Annotated in this window: 16 protein-coding genes; 15 read left to right on the forward strand and 1 reads right to left on the reverse strand. The window is 62.6% G+C overall.

Annotation, left to right across the window (positions count from 1 at the left end; genetic code table 11):
- Nucleotides 1–390, reverse strand: a complete 390-nt coding sequence (locus HHL25_RS16840; protein ID WP_169593717.1) for a hypothetical protein — start codon at nucleotides 388–390, stop codon at nucleotides 1–3.
- Between the two features lie 298 nt (nucleotides 391–688).
- Between HHL25_RS16840 and sdhC the strand changes: the two genes are divergently transcribed.
- The 15 genes from sdhC (at nucleotide 689) to lpdA (ending at nucleotide 17,220) form a co-directional block, all read left to right on the forward strand.
- Entirely contained in the window at nucleotides 689–1,084 is a 396-nt protein-coding gene (gene sdhC / locus HHL25_RS16845; protein WP_169593719.1) for a succinate dehydrogenase, cytochrome b556 subunit, read from the forward strand.
- Between the two features lie 10 nt (nucleotides 1,085–1,094).
- Nucleotides 1,095–1,475 (forward strand): succinate dehydrogenase, hydrophobic membrane anchor protein, encoded by a 381-nt coding sequence (sdhD, locus tag HHL25_RS16850; RefSeq protein ID WP_169593720.1) that lies wholly within the window; start codon nucleotides 1,095–1,097, stop codon nucleotides 1,473–1,475.
- 6 nt (nucleotides 1,476–1,481) lie between these two features.
- Nucleotides 1,482–3,323, forward strand: coding sequence for a succinate dehydrogenase flavoprotein subunit (gene sdhA, locus HHL25_RS16855; protein WP_169593722.1), 1,842 nt, complete (start codon nucleotides 1,482–1,484; stop codon nucleotides 3,321–3,323).
- 18 nt (nucleotides 3,324–3,341) lie between these two features.
- On the forward strand, nucleotides 3,342–4,121 hold the full coding sequence (locus tag HHL25_RS16860) for a succinate dehydrogenase iron-sulfur subunit (RefSeq protein ID WP_169593724.1): 780 nt from the start codon (nucleotides 3,342–3,344) through the stop codon (nucleotides 4,119–4,121).
- 195 nt (nucleotides 4,122–4,316) lie between these two features.
- On the forward strand, nucleotides 4,317–4,838 hold the full coding sequence (locus tag HHL25_RS16865) for a protease inhibitor Inh/omp19 family protein (RefSeq protein WP_169593726.1): 522 nt from the start codon (nucleotides 4,317–4,319) through the stop codon (nucleotides 4,836–4,838).
- Nucleotides 4,839–4,907: 69 nt separating this feature from the next.
- Nucleotides 4,908–6,071, forward strand: a complete 1,164-nt coding sequence (zapE, locus tag HHL25_RS16870) for a cell division protein ZapE (RefSeq protein WP_169593728.1) — start codon at nucleotides 4,908–4,910, stop codon at nucleotides 6,069–6,071.
- A 178-nt stretch (nucleotides 6,072–6,249) separates the two neighbouring features.
- Nucleotides 6,250–7,212, forward strand: a complete 963-nt coding sequence (gene mdh / locus HHL25_RS16875) for a malate dehydrogenase (RefSeq protein ID WP_169593730.1) — start codon at nucleotides 6,250–6,252, stop codon at nucleotides 7,210–7,212.
- Between the two features lie 32 nt (nucleotides 7,213–7,244).
- On the forward strand, nucleotides 7,245–8,438 hold the full coding sequence (gene sucC, locus HHL25_RS16880) for an ADP-forming succinate--CoA ligase subunit beta (RefSeq protein WP_169593732.1): 1,194 nt from the start codon (nucleotides 7,245–7,247) through the stop codon (nucleotides 8,436–8,438).
- Between the two features lie 18 nt (nucleotides 8,439–8,456).
- Complete coding sequence (sucD, locus tag HHL25_RS16885) at nucleotides 8,457–9,359, forward strand: succinate--CoA ligase subunit alpha (protein ID WP_169593734.1); 903 nt, start codon at nucleotides 8,457–8,459, stop codon at nucleotides 9,357–9,359.
- A 164-nt stretch (nucleotides 9,360–9,523) separates the two neighbouring features.
- The gene (locus tag HHL25_RS16890) at nucleotides 9,524–12,508 is read left to right on the forward strand and encodes a 2-oxoglutarate dehydrogenase E1 component (RefSeq protein WP_169593736.1); all 2,985 of its coding nucleotides are present in this window, start codon (nucleotides 9,524–9,526) and stop codon (nucleotides 12,506–12,508) included.
- A gap of 60 nt (nucleotides 12,509–12,568) precedes the next feature.
- Nucleotides 12,569–13,807 (forward strand): 2-oxoglutarate dehydrogenase complex dihydrolipoyllysine-residue succinyltransferase, encoded by a 1,239-nt coding sequence (odhB, locus tag HHL25_RS16895; protein ID WP_169593738.1) that lies wholly within the window; start codon nucleotides 12,569–12,571, stop codon nucleotides 13,805–13,807.
- Nucleotides 13,808–13,901: 94 nt separating this feature from the next.
- Complete coding sequence (locus HHL25_RS16900; RefSeq protein ID WP_169593740.1) at nucleotides 13,902–14,537, forward strand: LysE family transporter; 636 nt, start codon at nucleotides 13,902–13,904, stop codon at nucleotides 14,535–14,537.
- Between the two features lies 1 nt (nucleotide 14,538).
- Nucleotides 14,539–15,039 (forward strand): hypothetical protein, encoded by a 501-nt coding sequence (locus HHL25_RS16905; RefSeq protein ID WP_169593742.1) that lies wholly within the window; start codon nucleotides 14,539–14,541, stop codon nucleotides 15,037–15,039.
- Complete coding sequence (locus HHL25_RS16910) at nucleotides 15,036–15,788, forward strand: SDR family oxidoreductase (protein WP_169593744.1); 753 nt, start codon at nucleotides 15,036–15,038, stop codon at nucleotides 15,786–15,788. The genes HHL25_RS16905 and HHL25_RS16910 overlap by 4 nt, the downstream gene beginning before the upstream one ends.
- 25 nt (nucleotides 15,789–15,813) lie before the next feature.
- Nucleotides 15,814–17,220 (forward strand): dihydrolipoyl dehydrogenase, encoded by a 1,407-nt coding sequence (gene lpdA / locus HHL25_RS16915; RefSeq protein WP_169593746.1) that lies wholly within the window; start codon nucleotides 15,814–15,816, stop codon nucleotides 17,218–17,220.
- The last annotated feature ends 102 nt before the right edge of the window (nucleotides 17,221–17,322 follow it).

The following is a 17,322-nucleotide window of genomic DNA, read 5'->3' on the forward strand; positions in this document are numbered from 1 at the left end:
TCAGTTTCGGGGCCGGATGACGCAGACGCCGGCTTCATAGGCGCAGGCGGCATCCTCCATCTCGGCCTCGATCTCGATGATCTTGGCCGGTGGCGGCCGATAGCCCACCACGTCGCTCTTCGATCCTTCAACCGCAAAATAGATGCCCGATCCCCGAACACGTACGGCAGAGATGGAGCCCGCAAAGGTGCCGATGCCCGGCACGACCGAGGGAAGGCCGGCGCCGCCGATGACGGCGTCGCCGTGGTTCTGATGATGCTGGCTACGTTCATGATGCAGACGCGGGCGCGGCCCATGGCCGTAGTCGCCCGCCGCCAGCGGCAGAGAGGAAATTGCGAGGAATGTCGCTGTTGCGACGATCAGCCCGGTGCGGGCAAGACGCGTGACCATGGATGCCTCTCCGTCGGGATCGGTTGCGGTTAACAAATCGTTAACGGCACCATGTCGGATTTTTTCGGGAAAGTCATTGGAACGCAGGATTTTTTAGGAGAATAGGCTTAACGTCGGCCCTTGGCATAAAGTTGTATTCATCCCAATCGATTAAATTGGAATCGGCGGGTGAATGGGCTTGTCGTCCGTCATTTCGGCGATTAAACGTCGCGAATGATGCAATGCACCCGCTCGGGTTTCAGTCATTGCCCGCAATTGTCCGAGAATTCGGATCGCATCGAAACGCCGCGAGGTTCTGATGGCGAATGTGACAAACAATCGGCCTTTGTCGCCGCACCTGCAAATCTACAAGCTGATCCCCACCATGGTCATGTCGATCCTGCATCGCATCACCGGCGGTGCGCTCTATTTCGGCACGATCCTCGTCGCCTGGTGGCTCATCGCCGCGTCGACGGGTGCCGCCTATTTCGAATGGGTCACCTGGTTCATGGGCACCATCATCGGTCGCCTCATCCTCCTGGGATATACCTGGGCCCTGCTGCATCACATGCTCGGCGGCCTGCGCCACCTCATGTGGGATGCCGGCTACGGCTTCGACAAGCACTTCTCCACCAAGCTCGCCAAGGCGAACATCATCGGTTCGGTGGTGCTGACCCTTCTCGTGTGGGCAATCGCCTACGCCGTCCGCTCCTGAGGTCACGAACATGGATATGCGCACTCCGCTCGGCAAGGTACGGGGCCTCGGCTCGGCAAAGGAAGGCACGGAGCACTTCTGGCGCCAGCGCCTGACGGCCGTTGCCAACATCCCGCTCATCATCTTCTTCGTCGGCTTCCTGGTCTGCTACGGCGGCGCTCCCTATACGGAAGTCGTCGGCGCTCTGGCCAACCCGGTCGTCGCCGTGATCATGGGCCTCGTGGTCGTCTCCGGCGTCGTTCACATGAAGCTCGGCATGCAGGTCGTCATCGAGGACTACATCCACGTCGAACTGACCAAGCTTCTGCTGCTGATGCTCAACACGTTCTTCGCAATCCTGGTCGGCGGGCTCTGTCTTTTCGCCGTTCTGAAGATCGCATTCGTAGGATAAACCATCATGGCATCGAACAGTTCAGCCGCTCAGAACGGCAAGGCATACAAGTACGTCGACCATTCCTATGACGTCGTCGTCGTCGGTGCCGGTGGCGCCGGTCTGCGCGCCACGCTCGGCATGGCCGAGCAGGGCTTCAAGACCGCCTGCATCACCAAGGTCTTCCCGACCCGCTCGCACACCGTTGCCGCCCAAGGCGGTATCGCTGCCTCGCTCACCAACATGACGCCGGACTGCTGGCAGTGGCACCTCTACGACACCGTCAAGGGGTCCGACTGGCTCGGCGACGTGGACGCCATGCAGTATCTCGCCATGGAAGCCCCGAAGGCCGTCTATGAGCTCGAGCACTACGGCGTTCCCTTCTCGCGCAACGAGGAAGGCAAGATCTACCAGCGCCCGTTCGGCGGTCACATGCAGAACTACGGCGAAGGCCCGCCGGTACAGCGTACCTGCGCTGCCGCCGACCGTACCGGCCACGCCATCCTGCACACGCTCTATGGCCAGTCGCTGCGCAACAACGCCGAATTCTTCATCGAGTATTTCGCGCTCGACCTGATCATGGCGCCCGATGGCCGCTGCACCGGTGTCGTCGCCTGGAACCTTGATGACGGCACGATCCATCGCTTCGCTGCCAAGATGGTGGTGCTGGCGACCGGCGGTTACGGCCGCGCCTACTTCTCGGCCACGTCGGCGCACACCTGCACCGGCGACGGCGGGGGCATGATCGCACGCGCCGGCCTGCCGCTCCAGGACATGGAGTTCGTGCAGTTCCACCCGACCGGCATCTACGGCGCAGGCTGTCTGATCACCGAAGGCGCTCGCGGCGAAGGCGGCTATCTCGTCAACTCCGAAGGCGAGCGTTTCATGGAGCGTTACGCTCCTTCCGCGAAGGATCTCGCCTCGCGCGACGTCGTCTCGCGCTGCATGACGATGGAAATCCGGGAAGGCCGCGGCGTTGGCAAGAACAAGGATCACATCTTCCTGCATCTCGATCATCTCGATCCGGCGGTTCTGCATGAGCGCCTGCCGGGCATCTCGGAATCGGCGAAGATCTTTGCCGGCGTCGACGTGACGCGCGAACCGATCCCGGTTCTGCCGACCGTCCACTACAACATGGGCGGCATTCCGACGAACTACTGGGGCGAAGTGCTGAACGCCGACGCCCAGAACCCGGAACGCATCGCGCCCGGCCTGATGGCGGTCGGCGAAGCCGGCTGCGCGTCGGTCCATGGTGCCAACCGCCTCGGCTCCAACTCGCTGATCGACCTCGTCGTCTTCGGTCGTGCCGCCGCGATCCGCGCCGGCCAGGTCATAGACAAGTCCGAGCCTGTTCCGGCGCTTGACGTTGCCGCTTGCGACCGGATCATGGATCGTTTCGACACCCTGCGTCATGCTTCGGGTTCGACGCCGACCGCCGTGCTCCGCGACAAGATGCAGCGCGCCATGCAGGAAGACGCCGCCGTGTTCCGGACGCAGGAAGCGCTCGAAAGCGGCTGCCGCCGCATCTCGGCGATCTGGAAGGAACTGCCGGACGTCAAGGTCACCGACCGGTCGATGGTCTGGAACTCCGACCTTGTGGAAACGCTGGAATTGCACAACCTGATGGCAAACGCCATCACCACGGTCTATGGCGCGGAAGCACGCAAGGAAAGCCGTGGTTCGCATGCTCGCGAGGACTATACCAGCGGCCCGTTCGCCGGTCGTGACGACGAGAACTGGCGCAAGCACACGCTCGCCTGGGTCTCCGAGGCTGGCGACGTGAAGCTCGACTATCGTCCGGTTCACACCGACCTGATCGCCGACGGCATCGATCCTTACAAGATCGCGCCGAAGGCCCGCGTCTACTGATCTCGAGAGGAACTGGATATGGTTGAACTCGCTCTTCCGAAGAACTCGCAGATCAGTGAAGGCAAGGTCTGGCCGAAGCCGGCCGGCGCCAAGAATGTTCGCGAATACCGGATCTATCGCTGGAATCCGGATGACGGCCAGACACCGCGTATCGATACCTATTACATCGATATCGACGATTGCGGCCCGATGGTTCTCGATGGTCTCTTGTACATCAAGAACAACATCGACCCGACGCTGACGCTGCGCCGCTCCTGCCGCGAAGGTATCTGCGGTTCGTGCGCGATGAACATCGACGGCACCAACACGCTCGCCTGCACCAAGGGCATGGACGAGATCAACGGTACCGTTAAGGTCTATCCGCTGCCGCACATGCCGGTGGTGAAGGACCTCGTGCCGGATCTTACCAACTTCTATGCCCAGCACCGTTCGATCGAGCCGTGGCTGAAGACTGTTTCGCCGCCGCCGGCCAAGGAATGGAAGCAGAGCCACGAAGACCGCCTGAAGCTCGACGGTCTCTACGAGTGCATCCTCTGCGCCTGCTGCTCGACCTCCTGTCCGAGCTACTGGTGGAACGGCGACCGCTATCTCGGTCCGGCCGTGCTGCTGCAGGCCTATCGCTGGCTCATCGACAGCCGCGACGAAGCCAAGGGCGAGCGCCTCGACAACCTGGAAGATCCCTTCCGTCTCTATCGCTGCCACACCATCATGAACTGCGCGCAGACCTGCCCGAAGGGTCTGAACCCGGCCAAGGCCATCGCGGAGATCAAGAAGATGATGGTCGAACGCCGCTTCTGATCGGCGTCCATGCTGAATGCGGGTTGCCTTCCCCGGATGGTGATCCATTTAATCAATCGACCCGGCGCGGGCCTCCTTTCGAGGCCCCGCCGGTTCGTTTATTGCTAGCGTCTTGATTCGCTCGTCCCTTTCGCGATAATTCCGCCTTGTTTCGGGACGACAACCGGCCAAATGCGGTCAACCGGGAGTGTGGTGATGAAGTTGAAATATGCGGCAACGGGCGTCGCGGTCCTTCTGTCTCTGGCAGGCTGCCAGCGGACGTCCTTCAGTGGCGCCGATTCCGGCGCATCCTCACTTCCGCCGCTCGAAGCCCAGCCCGTCCCGTCGGTCCAGTCGGGCCAACTGCCACCGCCCAGTGGCGCTCCCGGCCAGTTCCCGGCCGCGCCCCAGGCCGCGACGCAAACCGCCGCCGCAGGCGTAGCACCGGCAACCGCGCTCGACGTGACGAAGGAATCGATGGTCGGCAACTGGCGCGTATCGAGCGCCGGCGCGTCCTGCGACATGTTCCTGACGCTGACCAACCTCGGCAGCGGCTCGCGCGGCGGCACGCGCGGTTGCGCAGGCCCGCTGACGGCCATGGGCTCCTGGGAAGTGTCCGGCAAGCAGGTCGTTCTCAAGGACCGCAGCGGAAATGAGCTGGGTCGTCTCTACAAGACAGCCGACGCCCGCTTCGACGGCACGGTCAGCACCGGGCAGCCGATCAGCCTGAGCCGCTAAGCTCCCCATTCATCAAAGCCGAGCGGCGGTGGCCCCGGCGGCGCCCCGCGTTTCAAGCGGAGCTTGCGCATGCAGCCCATCCCCGACTACGCGCTGAGCGTCGCCGAGCAATTGCGGTCGATGACCGAGGCCGGCACGCTCAGGGCGGACAAGGCGCAGATGGAGGTGGCTGACCACCTCGATCGAATTCTCCAGGACATGAAACAGCGCAAGCCGGCCGCCAAGAAGAGCGCGCTCGGCTGGATGTTCGCGCAGAAGCGCAAACCGCTGCAGCCCGGTCGCGGGCTCTACGTGCATGGCAGTGTGGGGCGCGGCAAGACCATGCTGATGGACCTGTTTTTCAAGCTCGCGCCGGTCGAGAAGAAGCGCCGTGCGCATTTTCACGAATTCATGGCCGATGTGCATTCGCGCATCCACGCCCACCGGATGAAGCTGAAGAACGGCGAGACGCGGCAGGCCGATCCGGTTCCGCCGGTTGCGGCGGCGCTGCGCGAAGAGGCGGAGCTCCTGTGCTTCGATGAGTTCACCGTGACCGACATCGCCGATGCGATGATCCTCGCGCGGCTTTTCACCGAGCTCTTTGCCCGTGGCTGCACACTGGTTGCGACGTCGAACGTCGAACCCGGCAATCTTTACCGCGACGGGTTGAATCGTGGGCTTTTCCTGCCCTTCATCGAGCTCCTGAAGCGGCACGTCGATGTGACCACGCTCGATTCCCCGACCGACTACCGCATGGAAAAACTGGAGAGCCTGCCGGTCTATGTGGCGCCGCTCTCGCCCGATGTCGGCCGCCTGATGGATCTTGCCTGGAAGCGGGTCACGGAGGGGCGGCCGGAAGCTGCTGCGGAGATCGACATGAAGGGGCGTGTCATTCCCGTCCCCCGTTCCGTCGGTCGCGCTGCACGCTTCAGTTTCGCCGAGCTCTGCGAGCGGCCGCTGGGTGCCTCGGACTATCTCGAAATCGCCAGGCGCTACGATGTGGTGTTCATCGACCACATCCCCCATCTCGGACCGGCGAAGCGCAACGAGACGAAACGATTTATTATCCTTGTCGATGCACTCTACGACGCGGCCGTCCGGCTCTTCGCCTCGGCCGAGGCCATGCCTGAAGAGCTTCTCACCGAGAAGAAGGGTACCGAAGGTTTCGAATTCGACCGCACCGTTTCGCGGCTTTTCGAGATGCGCAGTGCCGACTATCTGGCGCTCCACAAGGCTCAGCGTGGGCAATTGTGACGCTTCTACGTCAGAATGTTTGACGTTTACGTAAGAATTTTATGATCTAACCGATTGAAAATACTGCGCCAAAAATAATCGGTTGCAGTTTTTTTCAAGTGTCGTTATGCGATTTTTCACAATGCCCGGCTATATGAGGCCGTCAGCCTTGGTTTTGGATCTAAAAGGAAGCACTTCAATGGCGCGCAACAAGATCGCTCTTATCGGTTCTGGAATGATTGGTGGAACGCTGGCGCATCTCGCCGGCCTCAAGGAGCTGGGCGATATTGTCCTGTTCGACATCGCCGACGGTATCCCGCAGGGCAAGGGCCTCGACATCGCCCAGTCCTCCCCGGTCGAAGGCTTCAACGCCAAGCTGACCGGTGCCAGCGACTACTCCGCCATCGAAGGCGCAGACGTCTGCATCGTCACCGCCGGCGTCGCCCGCAAGCCGGGCATGAGCCGCGACGACCTGCTCGGCATCAACCTCAAGGTCATGGAACAAGTTGGCGCCGGCATCAAGAAGTATGCCCCGAACGCCTTCGTCATCTGCATCACCAACCCGCTCGACGCGATGGTCTGGGCCCTGCAGAAGTTCTCGGGTCTTCCGACCAACAAGGTCGTCGGTATGGCCGGCGTTCTCGACAGCGCCCGCTTCCGCCTGTTCCTTTCGGAAGAATTCAACGTTTCGGTCCAGGACGTCACGGCTTTTGTGCTTGGCGGCCACGGCGACACCATGGTGCCGCTTGCCCGCTACTCCACGATCGGCGGCATTCCGCTGACAGACCTCGTCAAGATGGGTTGGGTCACCAAGGAACGCCTGGAAGAAATCATCCAGCGCACCCGTGACGGCGGCGCGGAAATCGTTGGCCTCTTGAAGACCGGTTCGGCTTACTATGCGCCGGCCGCCTCCGCCATCGAGATGGCTGAATCCTTCCTCAAGGACAAGAAGCGCGTTCTGCCTTGCGCCGCCTACCTGTCCGGCCAATACGGCGTGAAGGACATGTATGTCGGCGTGCCGACGATTATCGGCGCCGGCGGTGTAGAGCGCATCATCGAAGTCGAATTCAACAAGGCCGAGGAAGAAGCCTTCCAGAAGTCCGTCGGCGCGGTCGCCGGCCTCTGCGAAGCCTGCATCAATATCGCCCCCGCCCTCAAGTAACCGCCATTCGGCCCAGAACTAGGGACTAGACGATGAATATTCATGAATATCAGGCCAAGGCTCTCTTGAAGGGCTACGGCGCCCCGGTCGCCGAAGGTGTGGCGATCTTCTCCGCGGAAGAAGCCGAAGCTGCCGCCAAGCAGCTTCCCGGCCCGCTCTATGTGGTCAAGAGCCAGATCCATGCCGGTGGTCGCGGCAAGGGCAAGTTCAAGGAACTCGGTCCGGACGCCAAGGGCGGCGTTCGCCTCGCCTTCTCGATTGACGAAGCCAAGGCCCATGCCAAGGAAATGTTTGGCAATACTCTGGTGACCGCCCAGACCGGCGAAGCCGGCAAGCAGGTCAACCGTCTCTACATCGAAGACGGCGCCGACATCGCCCGCGAACTCTACTGCTCGCTGCTGGTCGACCGTTCGGTCGGTCGCGTTGCCTTCGTCGTCTCGACGGAAGGCGGCATGGACATCGAGGCGGTCGCCCATGACACGCCCGAGAAGATCCACACGATCGCCATCGACCCGGAAGCCGGCGTCACGGCCGCCGACGTTGCCGCCATCTCCAAGGCTCTCGAGCTTTCGGGCGCTGCCGCCGAAGACGCGAAGTCGCTCTTCCCGGCGCTTTACAAGGCCTTCAACGAGAAGGACATGGCGCTGCTCGAGGTCAACCCGCTGATCGTTATGAAGAATGACCATCTGCGCGTCCTCGACGCCAAGATGTCGTTCGACGGCAATGCGCTCTTCCGTCACGACGACGTCCGGGCACTGCGCGACGAGACTGAAGAAGACGCTAAGGAAATCGAGGCCTCCAAGTGGGATCTCGCCTATGTCGCGCTCGACGGCAACATCGGCTGCATGGTCAACGGCGCAGGCCTTGCCATGGCAACGATGGACATCATCAAGCTGTACGGCAAGGAGCCGGCCAACTTCTGCGACGTCGGCGGTGGCGCCGGCAAGGAGAAGGTGGCTGCAGCCTTCAAGATCATCACGGCTGACCCGAAGGTCGAGGGCATCCTCGTCAACATCTTCGGCGGCATCATGAAGTGCGACGTCATCGCCGAAGGCGTTGTCGCAGCCGTTCAGGAAGTCGGTCTGAAGGTTCCGCTGGTCGTCCGTCTCGAAGGCACCAATGTCGAGCTCGGCAAGAAGATCCTGAACGAGTCGGGCCTTGCGATCACGGCTGCCGATGACCTGGACGACGCGGCCAAGAAGATCGTCGCGGCGATCAACGGCTAATTTGAGGGACCTGAACCAATGTCGATTCTCGTCAATAAGAACACCAAGGTCCTCGTTCAGGGCCTGACCGGCAAGACCGGTACCTTCCACACCGAACAGGCGCTCGCCTATTACGGTACGCAGATGGTCGGTGGTATCCACCCCAAGAAGGGTGGCGAAAACTGGACCGGCTCCAAGGGCGAAACCCTGCCGATCTTCGCGACCGTCGCCGAAGCCAAGGAAAAGACCGGTGCCGACGCATCCGTGATCTACGTTCCGCCGGCCGGCGCCGCTGACGCTATCATCGAGGCGATCGACGCCGAGATCCCCTTCATCACCTGCATCACCGAGGGCATCCCGGTCATGGACATGGTCCGCGTGAAGGCAAAGCTCGACAAGTCGAAGTCGCGCCTGCTCGGCCCGAACTGCCCGGGCATCCTGACGCCGGAAGAATGCAAGATCGGCATCATGCCGGGCTCGATCTTCCGCAAGGGTTCGGTCGGTATCGTCTCGCGCTCCGGCACCCTCACCTATGAGGCCGTGTTCCAGACCTCGAACGAAGGCCTTGGCCAGACGACCGCTGTCGGCATCGGCGGCGACCCGGTCAAGGGCACCGAGTTCATCGACGTGCTCGAGATGTTCCTGGCCGACGAAGCCACGACCTCGATCATCATGATCGGCGAAATCGGCGGCTCGGCTGAAGAAGACGCAGCCCAGTTCCTGATCGACGAAGCCAAGAAGGGCCGCAAGAAGCCGATGGCCGGCTTTATCGCAGGCCGTACTGCTCCGAAGGGCCGCACCATGGGCCATGCAGGCGCGGTCGTCTCCGGCGGCAAGGGCGACGCAGAATCGAAGATCGCCGCGATGGAAGCAGCCGGCATCAAGGTTTCGCCTTCGCCGGCCCGTCTCGGCAAGACCCTGGTTGAAGTCCTCAAGGGCTGAGACCACCTAAAGAATGCCAGGCAGGAGGGCCACCCAGGTGTGGTCCGCCTGCCTGATTTGGCGTTTTAAGATCCGGATCGCACGGGGCGGTCCAAGAAAGCGGCAGGCCGGTCTCCGGTCATCACCTCAAGTCGGGAGGCGGACGGAAACGTTCGCAGGACACCATGGCAAGGCAAGAAGCCAACGAGCAGTTTCAGATCACGTCGTTCCTCGACGGTTCGAACGCTGCCTATATCGAGCAGCTCCACGCGCGTTATGAGGACGATCCGGCATCCGTGCCGGCCGAATGGCAGGCCTTCTTCAAGGCCCTTGCCGAAAATCCGTCCGATGTGAAGAAGGCCGCCGCCGGTGCGTCCTGGCAGCGCAAGAACTGGCCGATCGCCGCCAACGGCGAGCTGGTCTCGGCGCTCGACGGCAACTGGGGTCAGATCGAGAAGGTCGTCGAGACCAAGGTCAAGGCCAAGGCGGAAGCCGCCGGCCAGACGATCTCGGCCGAACAGGTTCTCCAGGCGACCCGCGATTCGGTGCGCGCCATCATGATGATCCGCGCCTATCGCATGCGCGGCCACCTGCATGCCAATCTCGATCCGCTCGGCATCGCCGCCCCGGTCGAGGACTTCAACGAGCTCTCCCCGGCAGCCTACGGCTTCACCGAGGCCGACTATAGCCGCAAGATCTTCATCGACAACGTGCTTGGTCTCGAATACGCGACCATCCCGGAAATGCTCGATATCCTGAAGCGGACCTATTGCTCGACGCTCGGCGTCGAGTTCATGCACATCTCCAATCCGGAGGAGAAGCACTGGATCCAGGAACGCATCGAAGGCCCCGGCAAGGGCGTTGAATTCACCGCGAACGGCAAGAAGGCCATTCTCTCGAAGCTGATCGAGGCCGAAGGCTTCGAGCAGTTCATCGACGTCAAGTACAAGGGCACCAAGCGCTTCGGTCTCGACGGCGGTGAATCGCTGATCCCGGCGCTCGAGCAGATCATCAAGCGCGGCGGCCAGGAAGGTCTTGAAGAGGTCGTGTTCGGCATGGCCCATCGCGGCCGTCTGAACGTCCTCACCAACGTGATGGCGAAGCCGCATCGCGCCGTGTTCCACGAGTTCAAGGGCGGTTCGTTCAAGCCCGACGAAGTCGAAGGTTCGGGTGACGTGAAGTACCACCTCGGTGCGTCCTCAGACCGTGAATTCGACGGCAACAAGGTTCACCTGTCGCTGACGGCAAACCCGTCACACCTCGAAATCGTCAACCCGGTCGTCATGGGCAAGGCCCGCGCCAAGCAGGACCAGCTCGCCAAGGTCTGGGAAGGCGACATCATTCCGCTGCGCGAACGCGTCAAGGTCCTGCCGCTCTTGCTGCACGGCGACGCCGCCTTTGCCGGTCAGGGCGTGGTTGCCGAAATTCTCGGCCTGTCGGGTCTGCGTGGCCATCGCGTCGCCGGCACCATGCACTTCATCATCAACAACCAGATCGGCTTCACCACCAACCCGGCCTTCTCGCGTTCGTCGCCCTATCCGTCCGACGTCGCCAAGATGATCGAGGCGCCGATCTTCCACGTCAACGGCGATGATCCGGAAGCCGTCGTCTACGCCGCCAAGATTGCCACCGAATACCGGATGAAGTTCCACAAGCCGGTCGTGGTCGACATGTTCTGCTACCGCCGCTTCGGTCACAACGAAGGCGACGAGCCTGCGTTCACCCAGCCGAAGATGTACAAGGCAATCCGCGCCCACAAGACCGTCGTTCAGCTCTATGCCGAGCGTCTGATCGCGGAAGGCCTGATCTCCGAAGGCGAATTCGAGAAGATGAAGGCCGACTGGCGTGCTCATCTCGAGCAGGAATTCGAGGCAGGCCAGTCCTACAAGCCCAACAAGGCCGACTGGCTGGATGGCGCGTGGTCCGGTCTTCGCACGGCCGACAACGCCGACGAGCAGCGCCGCGGCAAGACCGCGGTGCCGATGAAGTCGCTGAAGGAAATCGGCCGCAAGCTGTCGACCATTCCGGAAGGCTTCAAGGCGCACCGCACGATCCAGCGCTTCATGGACAACCGTGCGCAGATGATCGAAACGGGTGAAGGTCTCGACTGGGCAATGGGCGAAGCCCTTGCCTTCGGTTCGCTCTGCGTCGAGGGGACCAAGATCCGCCTCTCCGGTCAGGATTGTGAACGCGGCACCTTCTCCCAGCGCCACTCGGTTCTCTACGATCAGGAGACCGAAGACCGCTTCATCCCGCTTGCCAATCTGGCGCCGAACCAGGGTCGCTACGAGGTCATCAACTCGATGCTCTCGGAAGAGGCCGTGCTCGGCTTCGAATACGGCTATTCGCTGGCCCGTCCGAATGCGCTGACCCTCTGGGAGGCCCAGTTCGGCGACTTCGCCAACGGTGCGCAGGTCGTCTTCGACCAGTTCATCTCGTCGGGTGAGCGCAAGTGGCTGCGCATGTCCGGCTTGGTCTGCCTGCTGCCGCACGGCTATGAGGGCCAGGGTCCGGAGCACTCCTCTGCCCGCCTCGAGCGCTGGCTGCAGATGTGCGCCGAAGACAACATGCAGGTCGCCAACGTCACCACTCCGGCCAACTACTTTCACATCCTGCGCCGTCAGGTGAAGCGCGACTTCCGCAAGCCGCTCATCCTGATGACGCCGAAGTCGTTGCTGCGCCACAAGCGTGCGGTCTCCAGCCTGTCGGAACTGGCCGGGGAAAGCTCTTTCCACCGCCTGCTGTGGGACGATGCCGAAGTCATTAAGGACGGCCCGATCAAGCTGCAGAAGGACAACAAGATCCGTCGCGTCGTCATGTGCACGGGCAAGGTCTACTACGACCTTCTCGAAGAGCGTGAAAAGCGTGGCATCGACGACGTCTACCTGTTGCGCATCGAACAGCTCTATCCGTTCCCGGCCAAGGCGCTCATCAACGAGCTCTCCCGTTTCCGCAACGCGGAGATGGTCTGGTGCCAGGAAGAGCCGAAGAACATGGGCGCATGGTCGTTCATTGATCCGTATCTCGAATGGGTGCTCGCCCATATCGACGCCAAGTACCAGCGCGTTCGCTACACCGGCCGTCCGGCGGCTGCCTCGCCGGCGACGGGTCTGATGTCGAAGCACATCGCCCAGCTCGAAGCCTTCCTCGAGGATGCGCTGGGGGGCTGATGCCTCCCAACGCCGAGACCCCATCGACAGAAACGTTCTCTGATCAACGGAATTGAGATCATGGCCACAGAAATCCGCGTACCCACCCTGGGTGAATCCGTCAGCGAAGCCACCGTCGGCACCTGGTTCAAGAAGGTCGGCGATGTCGTCAAGGCCGACGAACCGCTCGTCGAACTCGAAACCGACAAGGTAACCGTCGAAGTTCCGGCTCCGGCTTCGGGCGTGCTCACCGAAATCGTTGCCGCCAATGGCGAAACCGTCGGCCTCGGCGCGCTGCTCGGCCAGATCGCCGAAGGTGCATCGGCGGGTGCCGCCGCTCCGGCTGAAGCCGCCAAGCCCGCCGCACCGGCTGCCGCTGCCGCTCCTGCTGCACCGGCCGTTTCCGCTCCGGCTCCCGCCGCAGGCGCAATGCCGGCCGCTCCGGCCGCCGCCAAGATGCTTGCCGAAAACAATCTCTCGGCCGACCAGGTCGAGGGTTCGGGCAAGCGCGGTCAGGTTCTGAAGGGCGACGTGATCGCCGCGGTCGCCAAGGGCGTCACCGCTGCAGCCGCTCCGGCGCCCGCTGCCGCTCCGCGCGCACCGTCGGCCGCCGAGGACGCCGTCCGCGAAGAGCGCGTCAAGATGACCCGCCTGCGCCAGACCATCGCGAAGCGTCTGAAGGACGCCCAGAACACCGCGGCCATGCTGACCACCTACAACGAGGTGGACATGTCGGCCGTGATGAGCCTGCGCAACAAGTACAAGGACATCTTCGAGAAGAAGCACGGCGTGAAGCTTGGTTTCATGGGCTTCTTCACCAAGGCCGTGACGCATGCGCTCAAGGAACTCCCGGCCGTCAACGCCGAGATCGACGGTACCGACATCGTCTACAAGAACTACTGCCACATCGGCGTCGCCGTCGGCACCGACAAGGGCCTGGTCGTTCCGATTGTGCGCGATGCCGACCAGATGTCGATCGCCGAAATCGAGAAGGATATCGGCCGTCTCGGCAAGCTCGCCCGCGACGGTGCGCTGTCGATGGCGGACATGCAGGGCGGTACCTTCACCATCTCCAATGGCGGCGTCTACGGTTCGCTGATGTCCTCGCCGATCCTCAATGCACCGCAGTCCGGTATTCTCGGCATGCACAAGATCCAGGACCGCCCGGTCGCCATCGGCGGCCAGGTCGTCATCCGTCCGATGATGTATCTGGCGCTCTCCTACGACCACCGGATCGTCGACGGCAAGGAAGCCGTGACCTTCCTCGTTCGCGTCAAGGAAAGCCTGGAAGATCCGGAACGCCTGGTTCTCGATCTCTAAGACAACACTTGCGAGAGGCTGCCCCGGCAGCCTCTCGTGCAATCCGGCATAGCGGCCAGCCGCATACTTGCGCTGCGCCGGAAGGGAAACGATGATGCACGCCTATCTCCTGGAACTCGCATCTCTGATGGCCGTCTTCTCCTTCGCGATCGTCGCGCCCGGAGCCGACACCGCGATGGTCATGCGGCAGGCGATGGTGCACGGGCGCCGCGCGGCGATCCTGACCAGTGTGGGGATCGGCACGTCGCTGATGTTCCATGTGACCTACACGATCCTCGGTCTCGGCATCATCATTTCCCAGTCGCTGCTCCTGTTCGGCATCATCAAGTGGGTGGGTGCCGCCTATCTCATCTACATGGGCGTGATGTCGCTTCGTGCCGGCAAGACCGAGCTGGAGCCTTCTGCGGGTGAAACGGACGCGCCGCGCCAGAGCGCGTTCCGCGCCTTCGGTCTCGGCTTCCTTGCCAATGCACTGAACCCCAAGCCCGTCCTCTTCTTCCTGTCGATCTTCTCGGCGCTCGTCAGCGCCTCGACGCCGGGCATGGTGAAATTCGGCTACGGCCTCGTGATGGCAACCTGCCTGATTACCTGGTTTGTCGGGGTTTCCTTCTTCATGACGACGCCGCGTATGCGTGCGGTCTTTTCCCGCATGAGCAAGTGGATCAACCGGGCTTCCGGTCTGGTGTTCATCGCCTTCGGGCTGAAGCTTGCCGCGGCAAAGGCGAACTGAGATGAGGCGCCGCCGAACGCTGTCGATCGCGTTGGCTTTCTGCGGCGGCGCCTTGCCGGCGATCGCCGCAGACTGCCCGATCGAACGGGCCGTCTATCGGGAAGCGGAGACCAACATGGAGATCCGCTTTCAGGCGGCGAGCGGCGAAAACACGCCTGTCAGCCACCGCTTCACGCTCGCGACCCCTTCAAGCAAGGCGACCGTCGAAGGCCATGTGATGTTCGATCCGGAAATCGAGCGCCCCGTCGCGATGGTCATGCACAATTGTCCGGAAGGGGATGTGACGGGGGCGGATCTCGCTGCCTGCACGATCTGGACCGGCATCATCTACGCTGCCGACAAGGCGACCGGCCATATCGATCTCCTGCCGCCCGAAGGGGCTGCGGCGCCGGACAGCCTGCTTCTGCCCGGTTTTGGGCCCGCCGTATCCCGGTCGGTGATCGGCAAGGATCTGGACGCCATGCCCTTTGATGTGTTCGCGCGCAATGAGTGCTCGAAATGACCGGCCGGCCCGTCGTCCTGATCACCGGCGGAAGCCGTGGTATCGGCGCAGCGGTTGCCCGCAAGGCCGCAGACCAGGGCTGGGACGTGCTCATCAACTATGTCGCCCGGAAGGAAGCGGCGCAGGTGCTCGCCGATGAGGTCCAGGCGGCAGGCGGACGCGCCGAGATCGTCCAGGGCGATACCGGCACCGAAGCCGGCATTGCCGCCATCTTCGCGGCCCTCGACGAGCGCTTCGGCCGGCTCGACGCCCTGGTCAACAATGCCGGCGTCGTGGACCAGACCGAGCGCGTCGAGGATTTCAGCCGGGAACGCCTGGACCGCATGTTCGCGATCAACGTGATCGGCAAGATCCGCTGTGCGGCCGAGGCGGTCCGGCGCATGTCGACGAAGCACGGCGGACAAGGCGGTTCGATCGTCAACCTGTCCTCCATGGCTGCAATCATCGGCAGTCCGGGACAATATGTCGATTACGCCGCCTCCAAGGGGGCGATCGACACCTTCACGGTCGGCCTGTCGAAGGAGGTCGCAGCCGAAGGCATCCGCGTGAACGCGATCCGCCCCGGCATCATCGATACCGACATCCACGCGTCCGGCGGTATACCCGACCGGGCGAGTGCCATGGCCTCGGCGATCCCCATGCAACGTCCCGGTCAGGCCGGTGAAGTTGCCGATGCAGTTCTTTATCTCATGTCCAGCCAGGCATCCTATGTGACTGGCGCCATCTTGAATGTCAGCGGCGGACGCTAGTCGCCGGAAACGAAGGAAGCAGCCCATGTCTTACGATGTCATCATTATCGGCTCCGGCCCCGGCGGTTATGTCTGCGCAGTGAAGGCCGCCCAGCTTGGTCTCAAGGTCGCGGTCGTCGAGAAGCGCGCCACCTATGGCGGTACCTGCCTCAATGTCGGCTGCATCCCGTCCAAGGCCCTCCTGCACGCTTCGGAGACCTTTCATCACGCGGCCCACGGCATGGATGCGCTCGGCGTCGAGGTTGCTGCGCCGAAGCTCAACCTCGCCAAGATGATGGCGCACAAGGACGCGACCGTTAAATCGAACGTCGAGGGCGTTTCCTTCCTGTTCAAGAAGAACAAGATCGACGGCTTCCAGGGCACCGGCAAGGTGGTTTCGGCCGGCAAGGTGTCGGTGACCAATGATAAGGGCGAGGAGCAGATCCTCGAGACCAAGAACATCGTCATCGCAACCGGCTCGGACGTCGCCGGTATTCCGGGCGTTGCCGTCGAGATCGACGAGAAGGTCATCGTTTCCTCCACCGGCGGCATCGCGCTCGACAAGGTTCCTGGCAAGATGATCGTCGTCGGCGGCGGGGTCATCGGCCTTGAGCTCGGCTCAGTCTGGATGCGTCTTGGTGCCAAGGTGACGGTGGTCGAGTATCTCGACACCATCCTCGGCGGTATGGACGGCGAAGTTTCCAAGCAGTTCCAGCGCATGCTCTCCAAGCAGGGCATGGAATTCAACCTCGGTGCCAAGGTCACCGGCGTCGCAAAGACCGACAAGGGCGCAAAGGTCACCTTCGAACCCGTCAAGGGCGGTGAGGCGCAGACCGTCGATGCCGACGTCGTGCTGATCGCGACCGGCCGCAAGCCCTACACCGAAGGCCTCGGCCTGGCGGAAGCCGGCGTTGCGCTCGATGGCCGCGGCCGCGTCGAGATCGACGGCCACTACCGCACCAACGTCGCTGGCATCTATGCCATCGGCGACGTCGTGAAGGGCCCGATGCTCGCCCACAAGGCTGAAGACGAAGGCGTGGCACTCGCCGAGATCCTCGCCGGCCAGCATGGGCATGTGAACTACGACGTCATCCCGGGCGTGGTCTACACGCAGCCGGAAGTGGCTTCCGTCGGCAAGACCGAGGAAGAACTCAAGACGGCAGGCGTCGCCTACAAGGTCGGCAAGTTCCCCTTCACCGCCAACGGCCGCGCCCGTGCGATGCTGGCCACCGACGGTTTCGTCAAGGTTCTCGCCGACAAGGAAACCGACCGCGTGCTCGGCGTTCACATCGTCGGTTTCGGTGCCGGCGAGATGATCCACGAGGCGGCCGTCCTGATGGAATTCGGCGGTTCGTCGGAAGACCTCGGCCGCACCTGCCACGCCCACCCGACGATGTCGGAGGCCGTCAAGGAAGCCGCGCTCGCGACCTTCTTCAAGCCGATCCACATGTGATCCAGCTCAGAGATTAAAAGTTCTCCATGTTGAGGGCCGCGTCTTGCTTAGCAGGGCGCGGCCTTTATCATTCGGAGGTAATTGCCCTCGACCTATTGATAA

The organism is Rhizobium terricola, from assembly GCF_012927355.1.
In the GTDB taxonomy this organism is placed as follows: domain Bacteria; phylum Pseudomonadota; class Alphaproteobacteria; order Rhizobiales; family Rhizobiaceae; genus Allorhizobium; species Allorhizobium terricola.